The sequence below is a fragment of the Pedobacter rhizosphaerae genome, from assembly GCF_900111155.1.
In the GTDB taxonomy this organism is placed as follows: Bacteria; Bacteroidota; Bacteroidia; order Sphingobacteriales; family Sphingobacteriaceae; genus Pedobacter; species Pedobacter rhizosphaerae.
The window spans coordinates 243,327-262,939 of record NZ_FOGG01000001.1 but is presented as its reverse complement, the minus strand read 5'-3'; the positions used below and the strand labels follow the sequence as shown (position 1 = coordinate 262,939).

Here is a 19,613-nt window from a genome sequence, read left to right as displayed (position 1 = left end):
AGCTAAACATCCAAACCAGATTTCTGGCCATTGTTTTGCTAAGTCAAATTAAACTCACACCAATGAAACAGTTAAATATCCTATTAACAGCCGTAGCTTTATTGCTTTTTACGCAAGAACAGGCACATAGCCAAATTAAGCTAAGCGACATCTTTAAAAAGGTTACCGACAGGCAAAGCAGCTCTGCTACGAGTGCCGGGGCACCCACCACCTCAGAAATTGGTTTAGGTATTAAGGAAGCCCTGCAATTAGGGGTTTCGGCAGGTGCCGATCGACTATCGGTAAAAGATGGCTTTTTAGGTAATTTGGCGGTTAAAATTCTCATGCCACCTGAAGCACAAAAAGTAGAGAAAACGCTTCGGGGAATTGGCCTGAATTCGCTTTGCGATAATGTAATTACGAGTTTAAACCGCGCCGCTGAAGATGCTGCTAAGGAAGCAAAACCTATCTTCATTTCTGCCATCAAACAGATGACCCTTACCGATGCCACCAACATCCTTTTAGGGAAAACTGATGCTGCAACAGAATATTTTAAAAGAGTTACTTCTGCACAACTGACCGAAAAATTTAGTCCGATTGTTACCACCAGCCTCAACAAAGTTAATGCAACCAAATACTACAGCGATTTAACTACACAGTACAACAGACTGCCCTTGGTAAAGCCTGTTAACACGAACCTAACGGCTTATGTAACACAAAAAGCCATTGATGGATTGTTTATTGAAGTAGCTAAAGAGGAACTTAAAATAAGAGGCAATATAAATGCGCGTAGTTCTACCCTTTTACAGAAAGTTTTCGGTTATGCCGATAAAAAGAAGAGTTAAGTTTACAGAATATCATAAATTAAGAGAGATTCAAGTTTCGAAAGGGCTTGAATCTTTTTGTTTAAAAACAATCCGTAAAATTGCAATATGAACTTTAATCTTAAATCCCTAAAATACTTTATCCCTTGCCTCGGATTAATGACTGCCTGCAACAGTAACAATACCGAACAAACTCCCCCAACAGCACTTTTAGATACAGTTGCGTTAAGCCAAAAAGCCATTGCCTTAGCCTATCAGGATGGACAGAAGATTGTGGCCACGAGTATTGATACTTTAAAGCAAATTTCCTTTGGTGGGGCTACTGATCCTGCGATTTCGCCCGATGGCAATAAGCTTGCTTATACCCTAACCGATTCTACCGGTGGCCGAAGCATCTGGATAGCCGATATGGAGAATAAAAGTCAGGGTAAGCTTCAGGTGAACAGCAACAATTTTTACCAGGCGGTTTGGTCGCCTAGCGGCGCAACTGTAGCCTTTAGCATCTTTAATCCTAAAAGCCTTTGGAAAATTGGCGTGATTAAAACCGATAATACGGGATACAAAACAATTGATAGTGCATCTAATATTAACGTTTATGCACCAACCTGGAAAAATGAAACCGAACTACTGGGACATGACCTGAATCATTTGTACACCTTTGATATCCAGGGTAAAATTGTTGACACAAAACTCATTGCTGATTTGATTGGTAAAGATTTTTCTGTGGCCAGCAGTAACCGCTTCTTTTATACCAGCGACGGGAAAAAATTAATCTTCAACGTTGGTAACACCGATATTCTGGAGGGCTTAACTGGCCCAAGTGAGGCTGTTTATATATTAGATCTGGCAAGTAAGAAAGTAGATCGCATTTCGCCTAAAGGAGTAAATGTACCCTATTTATTTGTTACTACAGACGACCGCATTTTTTACAGTGGGGCAGAAAAACCCTTTACTCAAAGCAAAATTTACGTTTCAGATTTATCGGGAAATATTAAAACGATTGTAGATAAAGGGACAAACCCTACCGGAACGTTGAAATAATTTCTGATTCGATTTACTTCGAAGCCCTTACGCTTTGGCTATTCCATGTCAAATTGTAGGGGCTTTTGTTTTGATTAAAAGAGATCTAAATATTTATTAAAAAAAATGAATAAAATTTAAAGTAATATTGATTTTCATTCGTCTACTGGTTTATCAAAGAACAAATAGTGCCAAAAAACGAACCTCAAAATATCATTTCTGCTGTTGCCGATTACGGTAAGCGCCTGTTTAGTTTCATTCGTGGACGGGTGAATACGGATGAGGATGCAGAAGACATTTTACAGGATGTATGGTACCAACTGAGCAACCAGCCAGAAGCCAATGCTATTGAGCAGGTAGGGAGCTGGCTTTATCGCGTTGCGCGAAACAAGATTACCGATCGATACCGAAAGCAAAAGGATCAGCTTTTGGAAGATTTAAGTTTTGAGGATGAGGATGGCGAAATCAGTTTCAGAGAGATTTTATTAGCCGAAACCTATAGCCCGGAAGAGGAAAGTTTGAAGAAATTATTTTGGGACCAGCTATTTTCAGCATTGGAGGAGCTACCAGAAAACCAGCGCTACGTGTTTATTCAGAATGAATTAGAGGAACGTACTTTTCAGGATATAGCCAATGAAACGGGCGAAAACATTAAAACATTAATATCAAGAAAGGGTTATGCGGTGAAACATCTGCGTAATCGTTTACAACATTTATATCAAGAATTTATTAACTATTAAATTGCTGTTATGAGGCGTAGAAATTTTAGTCGAGGTAAAAAACTTCTTTTTTTTATCCCAGGAGCAATTCTGATTGCTACGGCTTTGGGTTATGTGGTTAAATTTTTATGGAATTCTATCTTACCTGAAGTGGTATTTTGCAAGCCCATTAACTTCTGGCAGGCATTGGGCCTGTTGGTTTTATGTCGCTTGCTTTTTGGTAGTTTCGGTAGAGGCGGCGGACCTGGCAAATTTGGTCACAGAGGGACTGGAATGAGAGAAAAATGGCGAAATATGAGTACTGAAGATCAGGACCGATTTAGAGAAGAGTACAAAAACAGATGCCGGGATTGGAGAAGAAGAAGAGAAGAATAAATCATTTCTAGTTGTAGCGTCTCGCTACGGCTAGATCAATCATTTTTTACCGCAAAGGCCACAAAGTTATTTCACGAAGTAAGCTAATTCTCATGCAAGGCATCGAAAATCCCACACGCCTACTTTTTAAGGTAAGGGTGTGCGAGACAGTGGGTAGCCGCCAGGCAACATGAACTGGTGCGTGCGCCACGAACCAGAGACTTGATTCGTAACTCGTAACACACAACCCGTAACACATTTAACCGCAAAGGCCACAAAGTTATTTCGCGAAGCACACAGAGCTGGATGCAAAAGACTATTAAATCTAATTGTAGCATCTCACTATGACGCTAAAGAATAAAGGTCTTACTTAGCCAGAAGCATTCCTATCAATCATAGGTCATCCTCGCGCAGGCGGGATCTTAAAGCGAAGGGGTCATTGAGCAATGCGCAGCAACCACCCCCGCAACAACACAGGCTTTCGCACCCCCTCCTTGAAAAAAGGCGGGGAGTTGCATGGTGCAGAGCCAGGCATGGTGGTTAACCTAAACCTAATTGTAACGTCTCGCTACGACCACATCAATCATTTTTACCGCAGAGGCCACAAAGTTATTTCGCGAAGCACACAGAGCTGGATGCAGAAGACTATTAAACCTAGTTGTAGCATCTCACTACAACTCTAAAGAATAAAGGTCTTTCCTAGCCAACAGCATTCCTATCAATCATCGTCATCCTCGCACAGGCGGGATCTTAAAGCGAAGGGTTAATTGGGCAAGGCACAAGAACCTACAGGGTTCCTATTTGTCCGAAGCACAGTCCTGCTCCGCCTAATTTAGGAGGGGCTGGGGGTGGTTATTAGCACTGCTTATATTTTTCTTCTATGGCCCATATGGTTAGAAAGTTTTTTGACTACCAATCATTTTTACCGCAGCAGAGCGCGAGGCAAAAAAAAATAAAAATCTTTAAAGTAAAAATAAAAGTCCTGCGTCTACTTTAAAAACAAGATAGAAACATGATCAAAATATTAAGAGCTATAGGATTTGGAATAGTGCTGGGCGCTACCCTTTTCTTCGTACCATTTGTATTCAAATTTATCCTCATTGCCCTGTTCATTGGCTTAATCTTTAAGATGTACTTTAAGGCTAAACGCCGGCACTTCATGCAGTATTATAGACAGGACTTTGGTTTTTATAACGAACCTATTGTTCCTATTGACAACAGCTGGTACCGACCAAATATTCAAGGCAATGGAAAGATAACCCAAATTAACATCAACTGAAATTATGAGAGCATTTAGATTTTTTTTGGCTTTAGCGGCCGCAGCAGGAACATTTTACAGTTTAAATGTATTGGCAGTTCAGCGTGGGTATCGTGACCGGTTAGATTTTAGTAATCACCATTACCAACACGAACATTGTCAGGAACATTGGAAAAATAAAGGGTTCAACCACCATTTCAATAAAGCTTTGGATACTGCCCCAACTCAGGTTGATACCGCAAAAAGATCAACAATTTATACGCATTAAAGATGTCGAACGTACTTTTTCTATCCATCCCAGATAAGCACGAGGTTGACTCGGCGCTAGACTTAGCCTCTACCCTTGTTGATCGTGGTGAAAAAATTACCTTTTTCAGTTCAAATGGGTTTAAAAAGGCTATTGAAAAGATTGGGGCAAGCTTCAAATACTATAGAACAGATCTAGACATATTTGAACAGGATGCAAATGAAAGCCTTAATGATAAGCCAGATTCTGGCTTGATTAGCGCACTATTACATCCCATGAAGTTGATAGACGACATCATGGAAAAGGTTAGCGGTGTAAATTTTGATTATATCGTTTTCTCTGCGGCCTTTCCCTTTGCCCATTTAATTGCGCAAAAATTAAATATCCCTTCTATATCGAAGGGCTAGCATTCCAAAAGTAGCAGCTGAAGAAGCCACTACAACTATTAAACAATTAGTAAAAATTAAAAACAAAAATTATGTATAACGAACATAGATGCCATAACGGCAAAATGAATTATGGTGATTGCAGACCTAGAGAAGGTCGATTTGGAAGACATTTCAAGCATCAGCACCCATTTTTTGAAGCACATTTCAGAAAAGTTCCTGTCAATATTGAAGAAACTGATCAACACTTTATTATCCATGTATACGCGCCCAATCTGGTGAAAGAACATTTAAAGGTGATCACCAAAGATGATGTATTAACGATTTCTTACACTGCTGATGAGCAAGCTGAAGAGGCTAAAAAATTCAGCAGAAGAGAATACAGTAATGGAAACTTTGAGCGTGCATTCGCCCTAAACGGAAAAGTGCTTGCAGATCAGATTTCTGCAGCTTATGCTGATGGTATTTTAAAAGTAAATCTTCCTAAAAATCCCGAAACGAACACACCGGCAAAAAACATTGCAGTGGATTAGTTTTGTCTATCATAATGCCAGGGCCTCGATATTTGTCGGGGCTTTATTTTTGAGTAGCGAGATGTGAGTAGCAAGTATCAAGTTGCGAGTATAAAGATTATAAAAAACGATTTGATCCGAAGCTCAATGCCATGCATTAAAAAATCAACAATCAATGTATTTATTCCTTATTCACAATGTATTTGCTATTAGCGGTAATTTAAGGTACTTTTGCCTTATTTTATAAATATAACAGATTGAATTTTAACGACTTTAATTTCAACCCCGATTTATACGAAGGCCTAATGGCCATGGGATATAAAAGCGCTACTCCAATACAAGAACAAGCTATACCGGTAATCTTAGAGAATCACGATCTCATTGCCTGCGCTCAAACAGGGACTGGAAAAACAGCCAGTTATCTTTTACCTGTAATGGATAAAATTAGTCGGGCAGCCGACAGACACAACAATACCTTGATTTTAGCGCCTACGCGAGAGCTGGCTCAACAAATCGACTTACAGGTTGAGGCGCTTGCTTATTTCACCAACATCAGTTCTTTAGCTGTTTATGGTGGTGGCGATGGCATTGCTTATGAACAACAGAAGCGTTCTATGCGTGAGGGAGTGGATATCATTATTGCTACCCCGGGTAGATTAATGGCTCACCTTTCTTCCGGTGCCTTGAAGCTTCAACATTTGCAGCACCTTATTTTAGATGAGGCAGACAGAATGTTGGATATGGGCTTCTATGACGACATTATGCGGATTGTAAGCTACTTGCCTAAAAAGCGTCAAACGCTTTTATTTTCGGCTACTATGGCTCCTAAAATCCGTAAAATGGCAGGCACTATTCTCCATGAGCCTAAGCAGATTACCATCTCTATTGCCAAACCTGCAGAAGGAATTAACCAACAGGCATATAACATCCACGACCAACAGAAACAGGCTTTATTAACTGAAATTTTTAAGGCCGATCAATACAAAAGCAGTATTATTTTCGCTTCCACTAAAGAAAAAGTTAAAGCCCTTCATAAGGCTTTTAAAGGTTTAGGCATTAAAGCTGAGCCTTTCCACTCTGATCTTGGGCAGAAGGAACGGGAAGATATTTTACTGGCCTTCAAGAACAGAAGACTTCCTATTTTAATTGGAACGGATGTTTTATCCAGAGGAATAGATGTAGAGGGTATTGATCTGGTAATTAACTACGACGTACCCCATGATCCTGCAGATTATGTACACCGCATTGGCCGTACTGCGAGAGCTGCAACCACTGGTACTGCAATTACATTGGTAAATGGAAGAGATAAACGTAAGTTTGATAATATTGAGAAACTAATTGAGAAAGAGGTTCCGCGAATCCCACTTCCAGAAGCCGTTGCAGCCATAGAAATTAAGCATGTAGAAGAGAAGAAAACTCATCCTAAAAACAACGGAAAGAAAAAGGTGTGGTCTAAAAAGAAAAAGCCAAAACCGTCTGTGTAACCGGCTTTATCAGGCTATTTTTTTAACACAATAATGATATTCAATTTCCATTTTCACAACCTAAAAGAGTAAATTAGGTGTATCAAAATAACAATCAAAAATGGAAGCAAAAATTGGAATCAGTACCGAAAATAGACAAGCAGTATCAGAACAATTAGCTAAATTATTAGCTGATGAATATGTTTTATATACCAAAACCCGCAATGCACACTGGAATGTAGAAGGCATTGACTTTTTAGCTAAGCACAAGTTCTTCGAAGAGCAGTACAATCAGTTGGATGAATTTATTGATAGCGTAGCAGAACGGATTCGTAAAATTGGCCACTATGCTCCTGCAACCTTAAAAAACTTTTTAGCTTTAACCCATTTAACAGAATACAGTGAGCGTCATAACGATAGCTTAGGCTATATTAAAGACTTACTTGCTGACCACGAAGCGATCATTGAATTCATCAGGGGAAACATTAACCCAATTGCGAACGACTACGGCGATGCCGGAACGAGCGACTTTATTACGGGTCTGATGGAAACACACGAAGAAATGGCCTGGTTCTTAAGAGCTCATTTGAAGTAACATTAATTTACATATATAAACGCCAATAGATCAATTTCTTATTGGCGTTTTTCTTTTATAGGCTATCTTTGCCTCATCAATGGCAAATTTTATTCTTATTGGCTTATGCATCATTGCAGGTATTCTTTTCCGCAAACGTAAAGTTTTACCCAAAGATGCACACAAAGGTATTAACGCATGGATTATCTATCTGGCATTACCTGCCACCTCATTTAAATATCTTCCTCACATAACCTGGACTAAAGATTTGCTTTTTCCGGCCCTTGCTCCCATTTTGGTATGGATGCTTGGCTGGGTATTTATTACCCTGTACAGCCGATTCAAAACAATCAGTAAAGCCACTTCTGGAGGGCTTAAACTAACCAGCTCCTTAAGCAACACTACATTTGTTGGCTTGCCCTTAATTGCAGCCTATTTTAGTGAAAAGGAATTCGGCACAGCCATTATCTGTGATCAGGTAACGTTTACCCTGTTATCTACAATTGGAATCATTGTAGCTATCCGTTCTTCGCAACAACAAAAACTAAGTGCCAAACTGGTGCTCAAAAAAGTATTGACTTTCCCCCCGTTAATCGGTTGTATCCTAGCCTTAACAGTACCCAGATTCGTCGATATTAGCGTCCTGAATCCCTTGTTCGATAAACTTGCAGGTACAGTTGGTCCACTGGCTTTATTTTCTATCGGCTTACAATTGAGGTTTGGTGGATGGTTTAGCGAATGGAAAGCCATCAGCTTTGCTTTATTGTACAAATTGATTTTAGCACCACTTGTACTGATAGTGATTGCCGTACTGTTGGCATTGAAAGGGCTGATTACCCAAGTCACCATTTTTGAGATGGCCATGCCGACTTTATTAACGGCTGGTGTAGTTGCAGACCAATATAATCTAAACCCAAAATTATCTAATCTGATTGTGGGGATCGGGATTTTGTTATCGTTTATTACAACAGGGGTATGGTGGTTTGTGCTGACGCAATTGGGGATTTTTTAGTATCAAGATGTGAGTAGCAAGTATCGAGATTGTGGGTTTGATCGTTGTTGTTTTAACCACCTAAGGCACCTTAGCAAAATTTAATGTTCAGTCTTCTTCTTAATTCTCCCGCAGATTAAAGGAGATTTGTTAATAGAAGTGATTTTGTCATTGTTCCTTGCTCCTTACTCTTTGTTCTTTTAACCACCTCAAGCACCTTACCAGATTTTAAAGTTTAGTCTTCTTCTTAATTCTCCCGCAGATTAAAGGAGATTTAGTGAATGGTAATGATTTTATCATTGTTCCTTGCTCCTTACTCTTTGTTCTTTTAACCACCTCAGGCATCTTTCTGCTTCAGTCCTCTAGCTTACCCTTAAACTAAAAAAAGCCACAGTAAATAAATTACCATGGCTTTCGAATTATTTAGCTTGTTGATTACAATCCTAATTTCTTAGAGATTGCGCCTGGAATACCAGCCTTGTTCAACAATATAGCAGTTGATTTATATTTTACATAATTTTTTGTTACATATAAATAACCTTTGTAATCGTTGGTAGCTCCCCAAGAATTTTTAACGATATAGTATTCCTTACCGGTTTGATCTTTAGCTGAACCTACAATGTGCATACCATGATCATCAGTAGTTTGGTAGTTATCGAAAGCCAACTGGCGGTTTTCCTGAGTAATCTCCATTTCTGGTTTTGGTCCATCGAACATCTCTGCCTTTTGTGCCATAGTCATATCTGCAAATGGAACTGCAGGAACGTAAGCTACACCATTTTTCCAGCTGAAAGATTTCTCGCTCACATCTGTTGCCCAGGCTACAGTGTAACCCGTTTTTAATGCATTATCGATAATATCGGTTAATTCATTAACCTTCACATTATAAACCTGATCAAACGACCAGTTATCGGGAACCAACAAAGTAAATTTGCTGTAGAAAGGATGGTCGTTAAAAGAAGAAAGTTCAACATAGTTATCTGCATTTAAACCAACTACCTCATTGGCAAATGTTTTAGGGGTATATTTTTTACCATTGTAAGTAAAATTTTCTGGAACCTGCCCTAAATAAGCATCAATTACACCTGTGTAAGCTTTAATCCAGTTAGGCGTTAACTCTCCGTTAGCATTTTTAACAACCGCTTCTAGAACACCTTTTTCAATATCACCTAACTCTCCTGTTTTGTTGGTTTTAGTGCCGTAGTTCAGTCCGGTATAAACTTCCTGAGGTACTGCACCATATTTTCTGTACATGTTAATTACATCATGCAAAGCACCTCCATCACCTAATGATACTGCTCCATGCATACGTACATAGTTCTTACCTTTTTCTACATAAGCATTGCGTGCGGTAAATAACTGAGATAAAACAACAGGCTGTTTTCCTGCTTTAATCATTTCAGATTCTAGAAAAGAGTTGGTAGAATAGCTCCAGCAAGTACCAGAAGAGCCTTGGTTCTGAACCGGCGTGTTAGCCAGGTTGATTACTTCTGTAAATTTAAATGCTGCTTTACTATTGTCGCTTTGATTGTTTTTTAAGGAGTTTACCAGATTGTCCTGACCATAAGTTACCAGGGTAGATAACGATAATGCCAAGCCAACCAAACCCAGTTTTGTGTGTTTAGTCATTTTTATGAATTAATAAGGCCGCTAATTTATTAATTTGTTAACGTTAAGTGAATGTCAAAACTGTAATAATGCTGTTCATTGGTCATGAAAATGCAAAAAAGCGGTTGAAAAGTGGAGACGGTGAGGGTGATGAGGTGGTGAGTTGATATAGGTGGGGAGATGTAAAAGGGAAAAATGGAAGATGGATTGGAAAGATTATTTTCCAAGATAACATTTCCCATTTTCACCAATTTGGTTTTTTCCATCCATTTTACATCACACCATCTTACCTAAGTGTTGTTTTACTAGCACTCCGGTAAGCTAATTGGAATATTCGTGGCTAAGCCACCATCTGAAGTTTCCTTGTATTTGGCATTCATATCGAGTGCAGTCTCCCACATGGTATTCACTACAGCATCTAAACTTACTTTTGCCTTATCGGGATTACTTTGCAAGGCCAACTGACTGGCCGTAATTGCTTTGATTGCTCCCATTGTATTTCTTTCAATACAAGGAACCTGAACCAAACCACCTATCGGATCGCAGGTTAAGCCCAGGTGGTGCTCCATTGCAATCTCTGCGGCCATTAAAACCTGACGCTGAGAGCCGCCCAAACACTCGGTTAAGGCTGCTGCCGCCATTGCGGAGGAAACACCAATCTCAGCCTGACAACCGCCCATAGCAGCCGATATTGTTGCGCCCTTTTTAAAAATGCTTCCAATCTCTGACGCGCAGGCGATAAATTGAATAATCTTCTCTTCCGAATAGCCGTCGCAGAATACCAGAAAATACTGCAATACTGCTGGGATCACCCCCGCAGCTCCATTGGTTGGCGCAGTTACCACCCTGCCAAAGGATGCATTTTCTTCGTTTACAGCTAAAGCAAAACAACTTACCCAATCCAGTATGTAATTGAATCCGTTTCCACCTTTTCTGATGGCCTGCACCCAGCTATTAAAATCGTGATATTCAGTTTGTCCGATTAATCGCTTATTGAGAGGAAAGGCTCTTCTCGCAACGTTTAATCCCCCAGGGAGAAAACCAGTGGTATGACAGCCCCGGTAAATGCAATCGCGCATAACCGCAAAGTGCTGTAGAATTCCTTTTTTAGTTTCCGACTCAGGCCTCCAGGCTGATTCATTTTCCAAAACAATCTCGCTCACCTTTAAACCGGTAGACAGGCACCAGTGTAGTAGCTCTTTTGCTTTCTCTATCGGGAAGGGCAAATCCACCTGTACTTTTTTACTATTGTCTTCTCCTTCTTTTACTACAAAGCCTCCGCCAATAGAATAATACGTTTCTGAAAAGGCTTTGCCATTTTTTAAAAAAGCCTGAAAAGTAACCGCATTTGGATGGAAAGGCAGGCTTTCCGCAAAAAGAAAAAGTAGATCGTTGGTATAATCGAAGTCGATTAGCAGCTGGTCTGCCAGTTTTAATTTTTTATCTTTTTGAATGCTTTCGAAGGTGGGTGTAACGGCATCAACATCAAAAGTTACCGGATCGGCACCAGTTAAGCCCAGTAAAATAGCAACATCAGTTCCGTGCCCCTTACCTGTTTTTGCAAGAGAACCATAAAGCAGTATTTTAACCTGCTCCACCTCATTTAAAAGGTGGTTTTGAGTAAGAGATGCGGTAAATTGTTGTGCGGCACGCCAAGGGCCTAAAGTGTGTGAACTCGAGGGGCCAATACCTATTTTAAAAATATCAAAAACGGAGATCTGTTCCTTAATCATTACGAATGTTAGCTACACAAAGCTATCATTGTTTTTTGAGATCAGAAATTAATTTTGATTCACCGTATTAATGGTCCGTGTTATTAATGGTCCTTAATGGTCCGTGGGTCACGGACCATGGGTTTAAAAATCGAACTCAATGATGTCATCGTCTTTGAGCATCCGTTCTACAAACTTTTTATGATTTTTGGGTGTTCCGGTGGCTACCCAGTTGCCGGTAATGATATTATTTACCAATTGGTGCTTACCTCTTTGTGGCTTTAACCTATTTTCTCGAAAAACCTCTTCATAACTTTCCAAATCACCATGTTTATGTTGCTTTTTAACAATGCGGTAAATTCTCTTGGTAAACCGGCGATCGCCAATCTCTTCTAAAAACGGAAAAATGATGAGGGCTAATAATACGACCGCAGTCACCCCAATAGCTTGTTCATAAAAACCAGATCCAACGGCCATTCCTATTGCAGCTACAATCCAAATGATACAGGCAGTTGTTAAGCCCTTAACCCTGTTCTCTTCTTTAAAAATTACACCCGCCCCTAAAAAACCTATTCCGGTTACAATGTTAGATGCGATCCTATCGTGGCTGCTTAGCCCTATCCTGATGGATAAAATGGTAAATAAGGCTGATCCCAGACCAATCATCATCATGGTCTTTAATCCGGCAGATTTACTCCTGTATTCTCTTTCTGCACCGATTAAGCCGCACAATAAAGTAGCCAATAGAAATTTATTTACTTCGCTTTGCGTAATAAAATGGCTGTTATCCAGGATATCGTTCATTGCCTTATCTAAGTTTTAGGCAAATTAATAAAAATCATAACATCTTAAGCCATTTGCCCTACCACCATTAGAACTATTTGGCCAATATTTTTCGTAGCCCAAACCAACTTCAGAGGTTCCTCCTGTATTGCTGTAGTTTATTTTAGAAGTTGTGGCATCATGGCTGATACCCAATCTAAATTTTTCGCCATTGGTACGGCGATTAAAAATATCGAAGATCACGGAGAAAACAACCGCATCGTTCCCATTCGAATTTCCATCATTGCGGAACCAAATCCCGGCATTAACTCCTTTATACTTAAACTGCGTACCAAAGCTGTACGACATGACATTTTTTTGCTTATAGGCCACGATGGAAGGAATCAGGTAGGAACCATCACGATCATATTGATCGGGAATCAGGGTGATCTGGTAGCTCACATTGGCCGAAATGCGCATGGGTAGCTTAGCCTGAAAACCAGAAAGCGATTCATCGGGTTTGTTCAGGTGATGTGCTGCTGCACCAATCATAAATTTACCATATACCAGGTTTGCGCCTGCGTTGGCATCAAAATAGTAACGGCTATCTACACTTGGCCTTTCTGCCCCCGAAATACTGCCGGGAATATATCCTGAAGAAATATCAATCTGATCGCCGAAAACCAACTTATCCCAATTGAGTTTTTGATTGGTAATACCACCTTGCAGACCAAAAGAAAGCGCAAAATCATCCCCTCCTATGATGTAAGAATAGCTTGCTGCAATATTATTTTTAAGTAAATAGGCTGTTCCCTCACTGCTTCTATTGAAAATTAAACCTACACCACTATTAATATTATGCAGATTCAAATCGCCAGAAGCGGTCATGTAAGAAAAATCGCTTGCCAAACCGGTCCATTGATTTCTGTACAGGGCATTGAACCTGATATCTCCTTCAAACTGCCCCGTTAAAGCAGGATTTAAATAAATCGGCGCATTGTAAAACTGCGAATAAATGTGATCCTGTGCGGCACCGATTAAGGGTAGCCACCACACGAGTATGAGTAATATTATCCTTCTCCCCATCATCTTATTAAATATATTACACCGGTTTTTCTTGGTGGTGATGAATCTAGCGACACCCCTTTCCAATCGCTTCCGTTAATAAACTTTACCTCTATTTTCCAGTAGTAAACTCCTTGCGGTTGTTCCTGACCGTTATAAGTACCATCCCAACCTTCTTGTGGAGATCCATCATCTAATTTGGTGGTTTCCCAAAGTACTTGTCCCCATTTATTAAACACCTTCATATCCCACTCCTTTATTCCACGGCCTTTGGCTTTAAAATTTTTGATTTCATTTTTAGCGCTGGCAGGCATAAAAGAATTAGGCAGGTTTAAATAACCGGGCACTCCAATAATCCTAACCGATTGAAAAACCATAGCCGGACAGCCCTCTTTATTTAATACTTTTAACGTTACATTGTATACACCCTCATTGGCATAGGTATGTGATGGATTTTGAAGTGTCGATTTAGCGCCATCGCCGAAATCCCATTCCCAGCTAACCGCGCCAACACTGGTATCTTTAAAGCCAAAAGTATAATTCGGAATGGAAAGCTCATTTCCCGGACTTACCGTAAAAGATGGCGTAGGTGGAAGTGCAATATTGATATATTCGTTTAGGGTTACGCTATTGGTACAGCCTAAAGTATTGGTTGCTGTTAGTGTAACCGAATAGTTTTTACCCGGCCCGTTAAAGATATGGGTAGGCTCTATGGCATTGGAAGTTGGTGTGCCATCTCCAAAATCCCAAACATAACCAATGGCACCTGAGCTGGTATTTTTAAACTTTACTGTTACTCCATCGCAGCCCACAGTTTTATCTCCGCTAAAGCTTACGGTAGGTTGAGCCAACACCTCAACGGTTTCGGTAGTAGAGGCATTAGAACAGCTATTTGAAGCGTATAAAGTAATGGTATATTTACCCGGCTGCGTAAAAGTATGCGATACTGTTTCCGGAGCAGCATGGGTTACAGTTGTACTTCCGTCACCAAAATCGTATACAAAAGTACTGGCACCTTTGGTATTGTTAAAAAAATCGACCTTTAACGGTGCACAACCTCTTAATTGATTGCTGTTGACTACGAGTTCTGGCGTAATATCATTAGGCGAAACCCGGATAGAATATTGTGATTCATTAGTTCCACATTCATTAGTTGCGGTCATTTTCACGATATAGTCTCTCACAGCCAAAGTAGTATAAGTATGGCTTACACTATTTTTATCGGTTACCGTTAACGGAGGTGTACCATCACCAAAATCATAGGTATAACTGGTGTAATTTCCAGGAGAGGTATTGCTGAACGTTACCGCAAGTGGCGAACACCCGGTTGTTTTATCTGGAGAGAAAACGGAAACAGGTTTACCCTTTACCAATACCGTTGAGGTTTGCGAAGTAATGCCGCATGGTGTTGTAGCTTCTAACGTGATGGTATAAGTAATATCCTTTCCCGTAGGGTCGGCCTGATAAGTAACTGCCGGAGGTTGAGCGAGATTTGAAGTAGTGCCATTACCAAAATTCCATTTAAAAGTTGCGGCCGTTAAGGAGTTTGAAATATTGGTAAAAGCAACATTTAAGGGGCCGCAACCAGCAGTAACATTTTGAGCGTATGCCGCAGTTACATTTTGCTGTGTACTAAAAATATGGCTGGTTTCATCACTATTACAGCCCAAGCTACTGGTCACAACCAATTTGATCACAACACTTTCATTGTCGGTAGCAATGGTATAACCCGGAAAAGTGATTCCAGTACCAATTTGAACATTGTTGGCAAACCAGGTATAAACCGCATTCCTATCTGGATATGGCGTAGCCGATATATTGGTAGCGGCCAAACGGAATGGTGCGCAGCCTTTATCAGCAACAAAAACCAATTCTGCTTTTGCAGGAGGGTTAACCGTAATTTTAACCGGGTTGCTGATATTACTTGCACAAGGTCCACTGCTTACCAATCGCCTGTAGTAAACAGTTGCCGTTGGAATAGGTGGGGTATAATTTGCAGATGTAGCTCCCAATATATCCGTCCAAACCGTAGCATTGGTGCTGGCTTGCCATTGAAAACTAAAGGTTCCATTTCCACCCGTTGGTGGGGTACCTACGAGCTGACTAACTGCAGCACCCAGGCAAATGGTTTGATCTGCAGAGATCTGATTATTGGCAAGGCCAGGCAGTACAGTCACCTGAACAGCATTGCTGGTTGAAGTACAAATGGTGCTGTTTACCAATCGCCTGAAAAATGCAGGTGCTGTAACCACAAGGGTTAAATCCTTATTGGTAGCCGATAGCACATTGCTCCAGGTGGTTCCATCCGGACTGCTTTGCCATTGGTAGGCAAAAGTTCCCGTTCCACCTGTGGGTACATCGCCAGTAATGGTTACATTTTGCCCCGCACAGCTTGGGGCTCCTGCGGCTGATATATTATTGGTTACCGGCGAATAATAAGTAATGGTTACCTCATCAAAAGAAGGTGGACAAGAGGCAAAACCAGAGATAGTCCACCTGAAAGTATACGTTTGCCCCGGAACAAGGCCAGTAATAGTAGTATTATACAGTGTAGCATCGGTAATGACCACCCCAGTTTGAGCCGAAACCAATGTCCACAAACCTGTATTTGGCGCTGGGTTATTGCCGCTTAAGCTGATGCCACTGCCACTGCATAAACTTTGATCGCTACCCGCATTGGCCACAACAGTTCCCGGATTAACGGTAACCGTACTCACCGATGACAAGGCTTCAGCGCAGGCACCACTTCGTACGACTGCTCTAAACTGCGTGCTAACGGTTAAGTTTGAAAAAACATAAGGGTTGGCTGTTGAAACAATTGTTGCCCATGTGGTACCGTTATCAATTGATTTTTCCCAGCGGATGATATTACCAACCTCGCCAGCCAGGAAAATGTTTCCTCCGTTCGCTCCTGCACAAACGGCCACATCGCCGGTGGTTGTTCCGCCTACACTTAATGGGTTAACGGTAATCTGTACATCATCACTGCTGTTGCTACAACCAGCATCGGCAATAGTCCACCTTAGGGTATAGGTGCTACCAGGTAGCAAACCCGAAATCTGGGTATTGTTTTGGGTATCATCGGCAAAAGTGATCGCAGTTGGGGCAGTAACAATGGTCCATTTTCCAGTGCCTACCACAGCGGCATTTCCATTTAAAGTATAAGTACTGGCATTACAAATGGCTTCATCTGCCCCTGCGTTGGCTAAAGTAGCACTTGGTAAAACCGTAATGGTAATGGTGGTTGGCGTACCCGGGCATCCACCGGCAGAAAAAGGTGTTATGGTATAAGTAACTGAGCCCGCAGTAGTCCCAGAATTCGTTAAAACATCGTTTATCTGTGTTCCGGCGCTTGCGGTAGTCCGGTTTGAATTTCCGGTTATGCTTCCCGTTATGCTACTGGTGTAAGTAAACCTTGCGCCCGTTAAATTGGAGGACAATGTAATTGCCGCAGAGTTTTTATTGCAGATAGTTAAATTTGGTGCCGCTGCAGAAGCCGTTGGGTTAGGTGTAATGGTAACCGTAAAGGTAAAAGGCGTTCCATCACAGCCATCCTTATGCGGCGTAATGATATAAGTTACAGTCGCATCTGCAGTTGCATCCGTGTTCGTAATCACCTCGGTTATATCTCCTGTTCCCGAAGCCGAATACCGTGTGGCATTGGTAGAACCAGTGGCTGTCCAGGTAAAAGTTACGCCGGTTACCGATGTAGTTGGAGTGTAAGCAACCGTATTACCTGTACAGATGATTTTAGATGGGGCGCTTTTAATGCTGATATCTGGCTGGATTTTCAAAACCACTTCGTCATCTACCTGCGCACAAACACCCGATAAACCTGTAATCGCCCTCAGCCTAAGATTTACACTTCCTGCAGTTTTTTCGGCAGCGGTTGGCGTATAAACAGCATTGAGCGTATTCCTGTTGGGGGTAAATATACCTGCGCCACCAATCCAGCTTTGACTGGTAGTGGTTCCGGTAATGCTTCCTGCCAAAGTAAACTGCGTATCGTTATAACAAATGGTTTGATCTGGTCCGGCATTTACCACGGGAGCAGATGAAAAAGTTAATTTTTGTGTTTTAGTTACTGTGCCGCAGTTATTTTTATGGGTAACAGTTACGGTATATTCATCGTAGTTATTAAACTGTATGGAGGGATATTTTGAGTTGGCATTCGTTCCTCCGGTGAAGGTAAAAGTGCCTCCCGCCGCTGCAGTAATGCTCCAGGTATAAGTATCGGCAAGTTCTTGTGAGGTTCCCGAAAAAGTAGTCCGTGTCGGCCCCGAAGTGGTATTGTTAAAATCGTAAGTAGCCAAATTACACAAAGTAATATCAGCCGAAAGCGTAGCTGCAGGTGTAGCATTTACCACTACTGTTTGCGGAGCAGAAGCCACGAAACCGCAAGAAGCAGTAGAAATATTTAAAACAATGGTATAAATTCCTGGTGCAGTAAAATTAAACTCTGGCTCCTTACTCGCAGCGATCGTTCCGTTTACAAAGGCAACTGCCGGAGAAACCCTCCAGTTATAAGTAGCATCGTTATTACAGATATTATCAATAATTGAGTTATCTGTAGGCTTCAGTATGGTTGGCGTACAAACCGTAGTGCTGGGCAATGTAAAAGCAGGCTTTGGCGGATCCTGGATACAGATCTTCATCTCCACCGGGTCTGCATTACAGGCACCGTTACTGTTAGATTCTAAGCGGATAGTGTGTTCACCATGCGTAGTAAAGGGGTAAACCAAGTTATAAGATCTTGGCTGATTAACCTTTACAGGTACCCCATCTACAAACCAATTATAAGTAACTACGTTAGGCACGCATCCTGGGGTATTGGTGTTCGGATTTTCGCCTAAAACAGAGGTATTGGTAAATGTAATATTGACATTGGTACAGCCAGGCGTGTCAAAAGAAAAAGAGTTTATAGGTTTAACCACCACCTTTGCCGATGAGGAAACCGGAGTGCCCACATTACCGCAAAAGGCATTTGAAACATTAATACTCACATCAAATGCATTGTAGATTGTACCGGCACTAGACACTGAGGTACTGCCACAGGAGGACCTGGTGTAAGTATGGCTAACCTTTCCGTTTAGCGCAACAATTTCGCAAAGCGTATAAACCGAAGTACTATTGTCTCCCCAATTAATAGTATAGCTATCGCCAGGGAAATTATTTTGAATACCCGCCGCAGAAGTAATATCCACATTGAACTCCAATTGCCCCAAAGGCAAACACACCACATTATTACCAGAAGTACCAAAAGCGGTTATCGTTTTGTTATTGATTAAAAGATAAGCTTTTGTACCTACAGATCCATCGGGCATTACAGCCTTAGCTACAATGGTATAATGCACTTGTTGGGCGGTAAAGCTCTGTATGGCTACAGGGAAATTTAATGTGGTGCTGCTGTGATTTACTTCATCGGTTATGGTTGCCATAACCGTACTCGTTGATGTAGATTGGTTTTCAATAAAAAACTGATTATCAGCTTTGCTAATACAAGTACCAAAAGTTTCGGCATTAGCTGGGTTTAGCTGACTTGAACCTAACTGAGCCTGTACAGCGGTACCAGCCTTAATTTCAAAAGCATTAGATACACTACTCACAGAAACGGGATTGGTAGATTTAACCCTCACCCTATACCCTGTTCCGGGAACAGAGGCAGCAGGAAGAATACCATTTACATAAGTACTATAAAAACCGGTGTAACTACCTATCAGTTTTTCTGCAGCAAAATTTCCATTCTCATCAGAGAGGTATAATTGAAATTGATTGCCTTGATCTGCGCAACCATTTGCAATAGAAAAAGGGGCTCCAATCGTGCTTCCAGGGGTAAATGGCCCTATATCAATGGGATTAATCGTAATTTGAGCGAAACTGGTAGATGCATAAAAAAGCACCCCAAAAAATAGGGCAATAAAGGGCCATCTCCTTATACAACAGGTCTTCTTCATCTATAACAGTAGGGAATCATTTTATTGCGTTTCCGGAAAGCAGATTAGTTTGGCAAAATCTACCTCCCCATAGTATACCTACCTGTAAGTAGCCCACTATAATACGCGCTAATAAATATCTAGCTACAAAGTACGTAATTTTTACATTACACACTTAAAACTTTACATCAACCCAAACTAAATGA

At 41.0% G+C, this 19,613-nt stretch carries 16 protein-coding genes; 11 read left to right on the top strand and 5 right to left on the bottom strand.

Features of this window, described 5'->3' with window-relative positions; all coding sequences use genetic code 11:
* Nucleotides 1-62: 62 nt before the first annotated feature.
* The 11 genes from BMX11_RS01140 to BMX11_RS01090 all read left to right on the top strand — a co-directional run bounded on the left by BMX11_RS01140 (nucleotide 63) and on the right by BMX11_RS01090 (nucleotide 8,348).
* Nucleotides 63-824: a DUF4197 domain-containing protein gene (locus BMX11_RS01140; RefSeq protein ID WP_090880066.1), complete on the top strand. Its 762-nt coding sequence runs from the start codon at nucleotides 63-65 to the stop codon at nucleotides 822-824.
* 87 nt (nucleotides 825-911) lie between these two features.
* Entirely contained in the window at nucleotides 912-1,844 is a 933-nt protein-coding gene (locus BMX11_RS01135) for a TolB family protein (RefSeq protein WP_090880063.1), read from the top strand.
* 167 nt (nucleotides 1,845-2,011) lie between these two features.
* Nucleotides 2,012-2,563 carry an RNA polymerase sigma factor gene (locus tag BMX11_RS01130; RefSeq protein ID WP_090880060.1) on the top strand — a complete coding sequence of 184 codons (552 nt, stop codon included), beginning with the start codon at nucleotides 2,012-2,014 and terminating at the stop codon, nucleotides 2,561-2,563.
* A 9-nt stretch (nucleotides 2,564-2,572) separates the two neighbouring features.
* Nucleotides 2,573-2,917: a hypothetical protein gene (locus BMX11_RS01125; RefSeq protein ID WP_090880057.1), complete on the top strand. Its 345-nt coding sequence runs from the start codon at nucleotides 2,573-2,575 to the stop codon at nucleotides 2,915-2,917.
* Between the two features lie 991 nt (nucleotides 2,918-3,908).
* Nucleotides 3,909-4,175, top strand: a complete 267-nt coding sequence (locus BMX11_RS01120) for a hypothetical protein (protein WP_090880053.1) — start codon at nucleotides 3,909-3,911, stop codon at nucleotides 4,173-4,175.
* Between the two features lie 4 nt (nucleotides 4,176-4,179).
* Complete coding sequence (locus tag BMX11_RS01115; RefSeq protein ID WP_090880050.1) at nucleotides 4,180-4,422, top strand: hypothetical protein; 243 nt, start codon at nucleotides 4,180-4,182, stop codon at nucleotides 4,420-4,422.
* Between the two features lie 2 nt (nucleotides 4,423-4,424).
* Nucleotides 4,425-4,808: a glycosyltransferase gene (locus BMX11_RS01110; protein WP_090880047.1), complete on the top strand. Its 384-nt coding sequence runs from the start codon at nucleotides 4,425-4,427 to the stop codon at nucleotides 4,806-4,808.
* Nucleotides 4,809-4,879: 71 nt separating this feature from the next.
* Nucleotides 4,880-5,320, top strand: coding sequence for an Hsp20/alpha crystallin family protein (locus BMX11_RS01105; protein ID WP_090880044.1), 441 nt, complete (start codon nucleotides 4,880-4,882; stop codon nucleotides 5,318-5,320).
* A 236-nt stretch (nucleotides 5,321-5,556) separates the two neighbouring features.
* Nucleotides 5,557-6,783, top strand: coding sequence for a DEAD/DEAH box helicase (locus tag BMX11_RS01100; RefSeq protein ID WP_175474437.1), 1,227 nt, complete (start codon nucleotides 5,557-5,559; stop codon nucleotides 6,781-6,783).
* A gap of 100 nt (nucleotides 6,784-6,883) precedes the next feature.
* Nucleotides 6,884-7,357: a Dps family protein gene (locus BMX11_RS01095; RefSeq protein ID WP_090880041.1), complete on the top strand. Its 474-nt coding sequence runs from the start codon at nucleotides 6,884-6,886 to the stop codon at nucleotides 7,355-7,357.
* Nucleotides 7,358-7,436: 79 nt separating this feature from the next.
* Nucleotides 7,437-8,348 carry an AEC family transporter gene (locus tag BMX11_RS01090; RefSeq protein ID WP_090880037.1) on the top strand — a complete coding sequence of 304 codons (912 nt, stop codon included), beginning with the start codon at nucleotides 7,437-7,439 and terminating at the stop codon, nucleotides 8,346-8,348.
* A gap of 414 nt (nucleotides 8,349-8,762) precedes the next feature.
* Here BMX11_RS01090 and BMX11_RS01085 read toward each other — a convergent pair whose 3' ends face one another.
* The 5 genes from BMX11_RS01085 to BMX11_RS01065 all read right to left on the bottom strand — a co-directional run bounded on the left by BMX11_RS01085 (nucleotide 8,763) and on the right by BMX11_RS01065 (nucleotide 19,428).
* Complete coding sequence (locus BMX11_RS01085; protein WP_090880034.1) at nucleotides 8,763-9,956, bottom strand: C1 family peptidase; 1,194 nt, start codon at nucleotides 9,954-9,956, stop codon at nucleotides 8,763-8,765.
* A gap of 284 nt (nucleotides 9,957-10,240) precedes the next feature.
* The gene (locus BMX11_RS01080; RefSeq protein WP_090880031.1) at nucleotides 10,241-11,668 is read right to left on the bottom strand and encodes an L-serine ammonia-lyase; all 1,428 of its coding nucleotides are present in this window, start codon (nucleotides 11,666-11,668) and stop codon (nucleotides 10,241-10,243) included.
* Between the two features lie 123 nt (nucleotides 11,669-11,791).
* Nucleotides 11,792-12,451 (bottom strand): MgtC/SapB family protein, encoded by a 660-nt coding sequence (locus BMX11_RS01075; RefSeq protein ID WP_090880028.1) that lies wholly within the window; start codon nucleotides 12,449-12,451, stop codon nucleotides 11,792-11,794.
* A 24-nt stretch (nucleotides 12,452-12,475) separates the two neighbouring features.
* The gene (locus tag BMX11_RS01070; RefSeq protein WP_090880025.1) at nucleotides 12,476-13,498 is read right to left on the bottom strand and encodes a PorP/SprF family type IX secretion system membrane protein; all 1,023 of its coding nucleotides are present in this window, start codon (nucleotides 13,496-13,498) and stop codon (nucleotides 12,476-12,478) included.
* Nucleotides 13,495-19,428 (bottom strand): PKD domain-containing protein, encoded by a 5,934-nt coding sequence (locus BMX11_RS01065; RefSeq protein WP_090880022.1) that lies wholly within the window; start codon nucleotides 19,426-19,428, stop codon nucleotides 13,495-13,497. The genes BMX11_RS01070 and BMX11_RS01065 overlap by 4 nt, the downstream gene beginning before the upstream one ends.
* Nucleotides 19,429-19,613 lie beyond the last annotated feature (185 nt).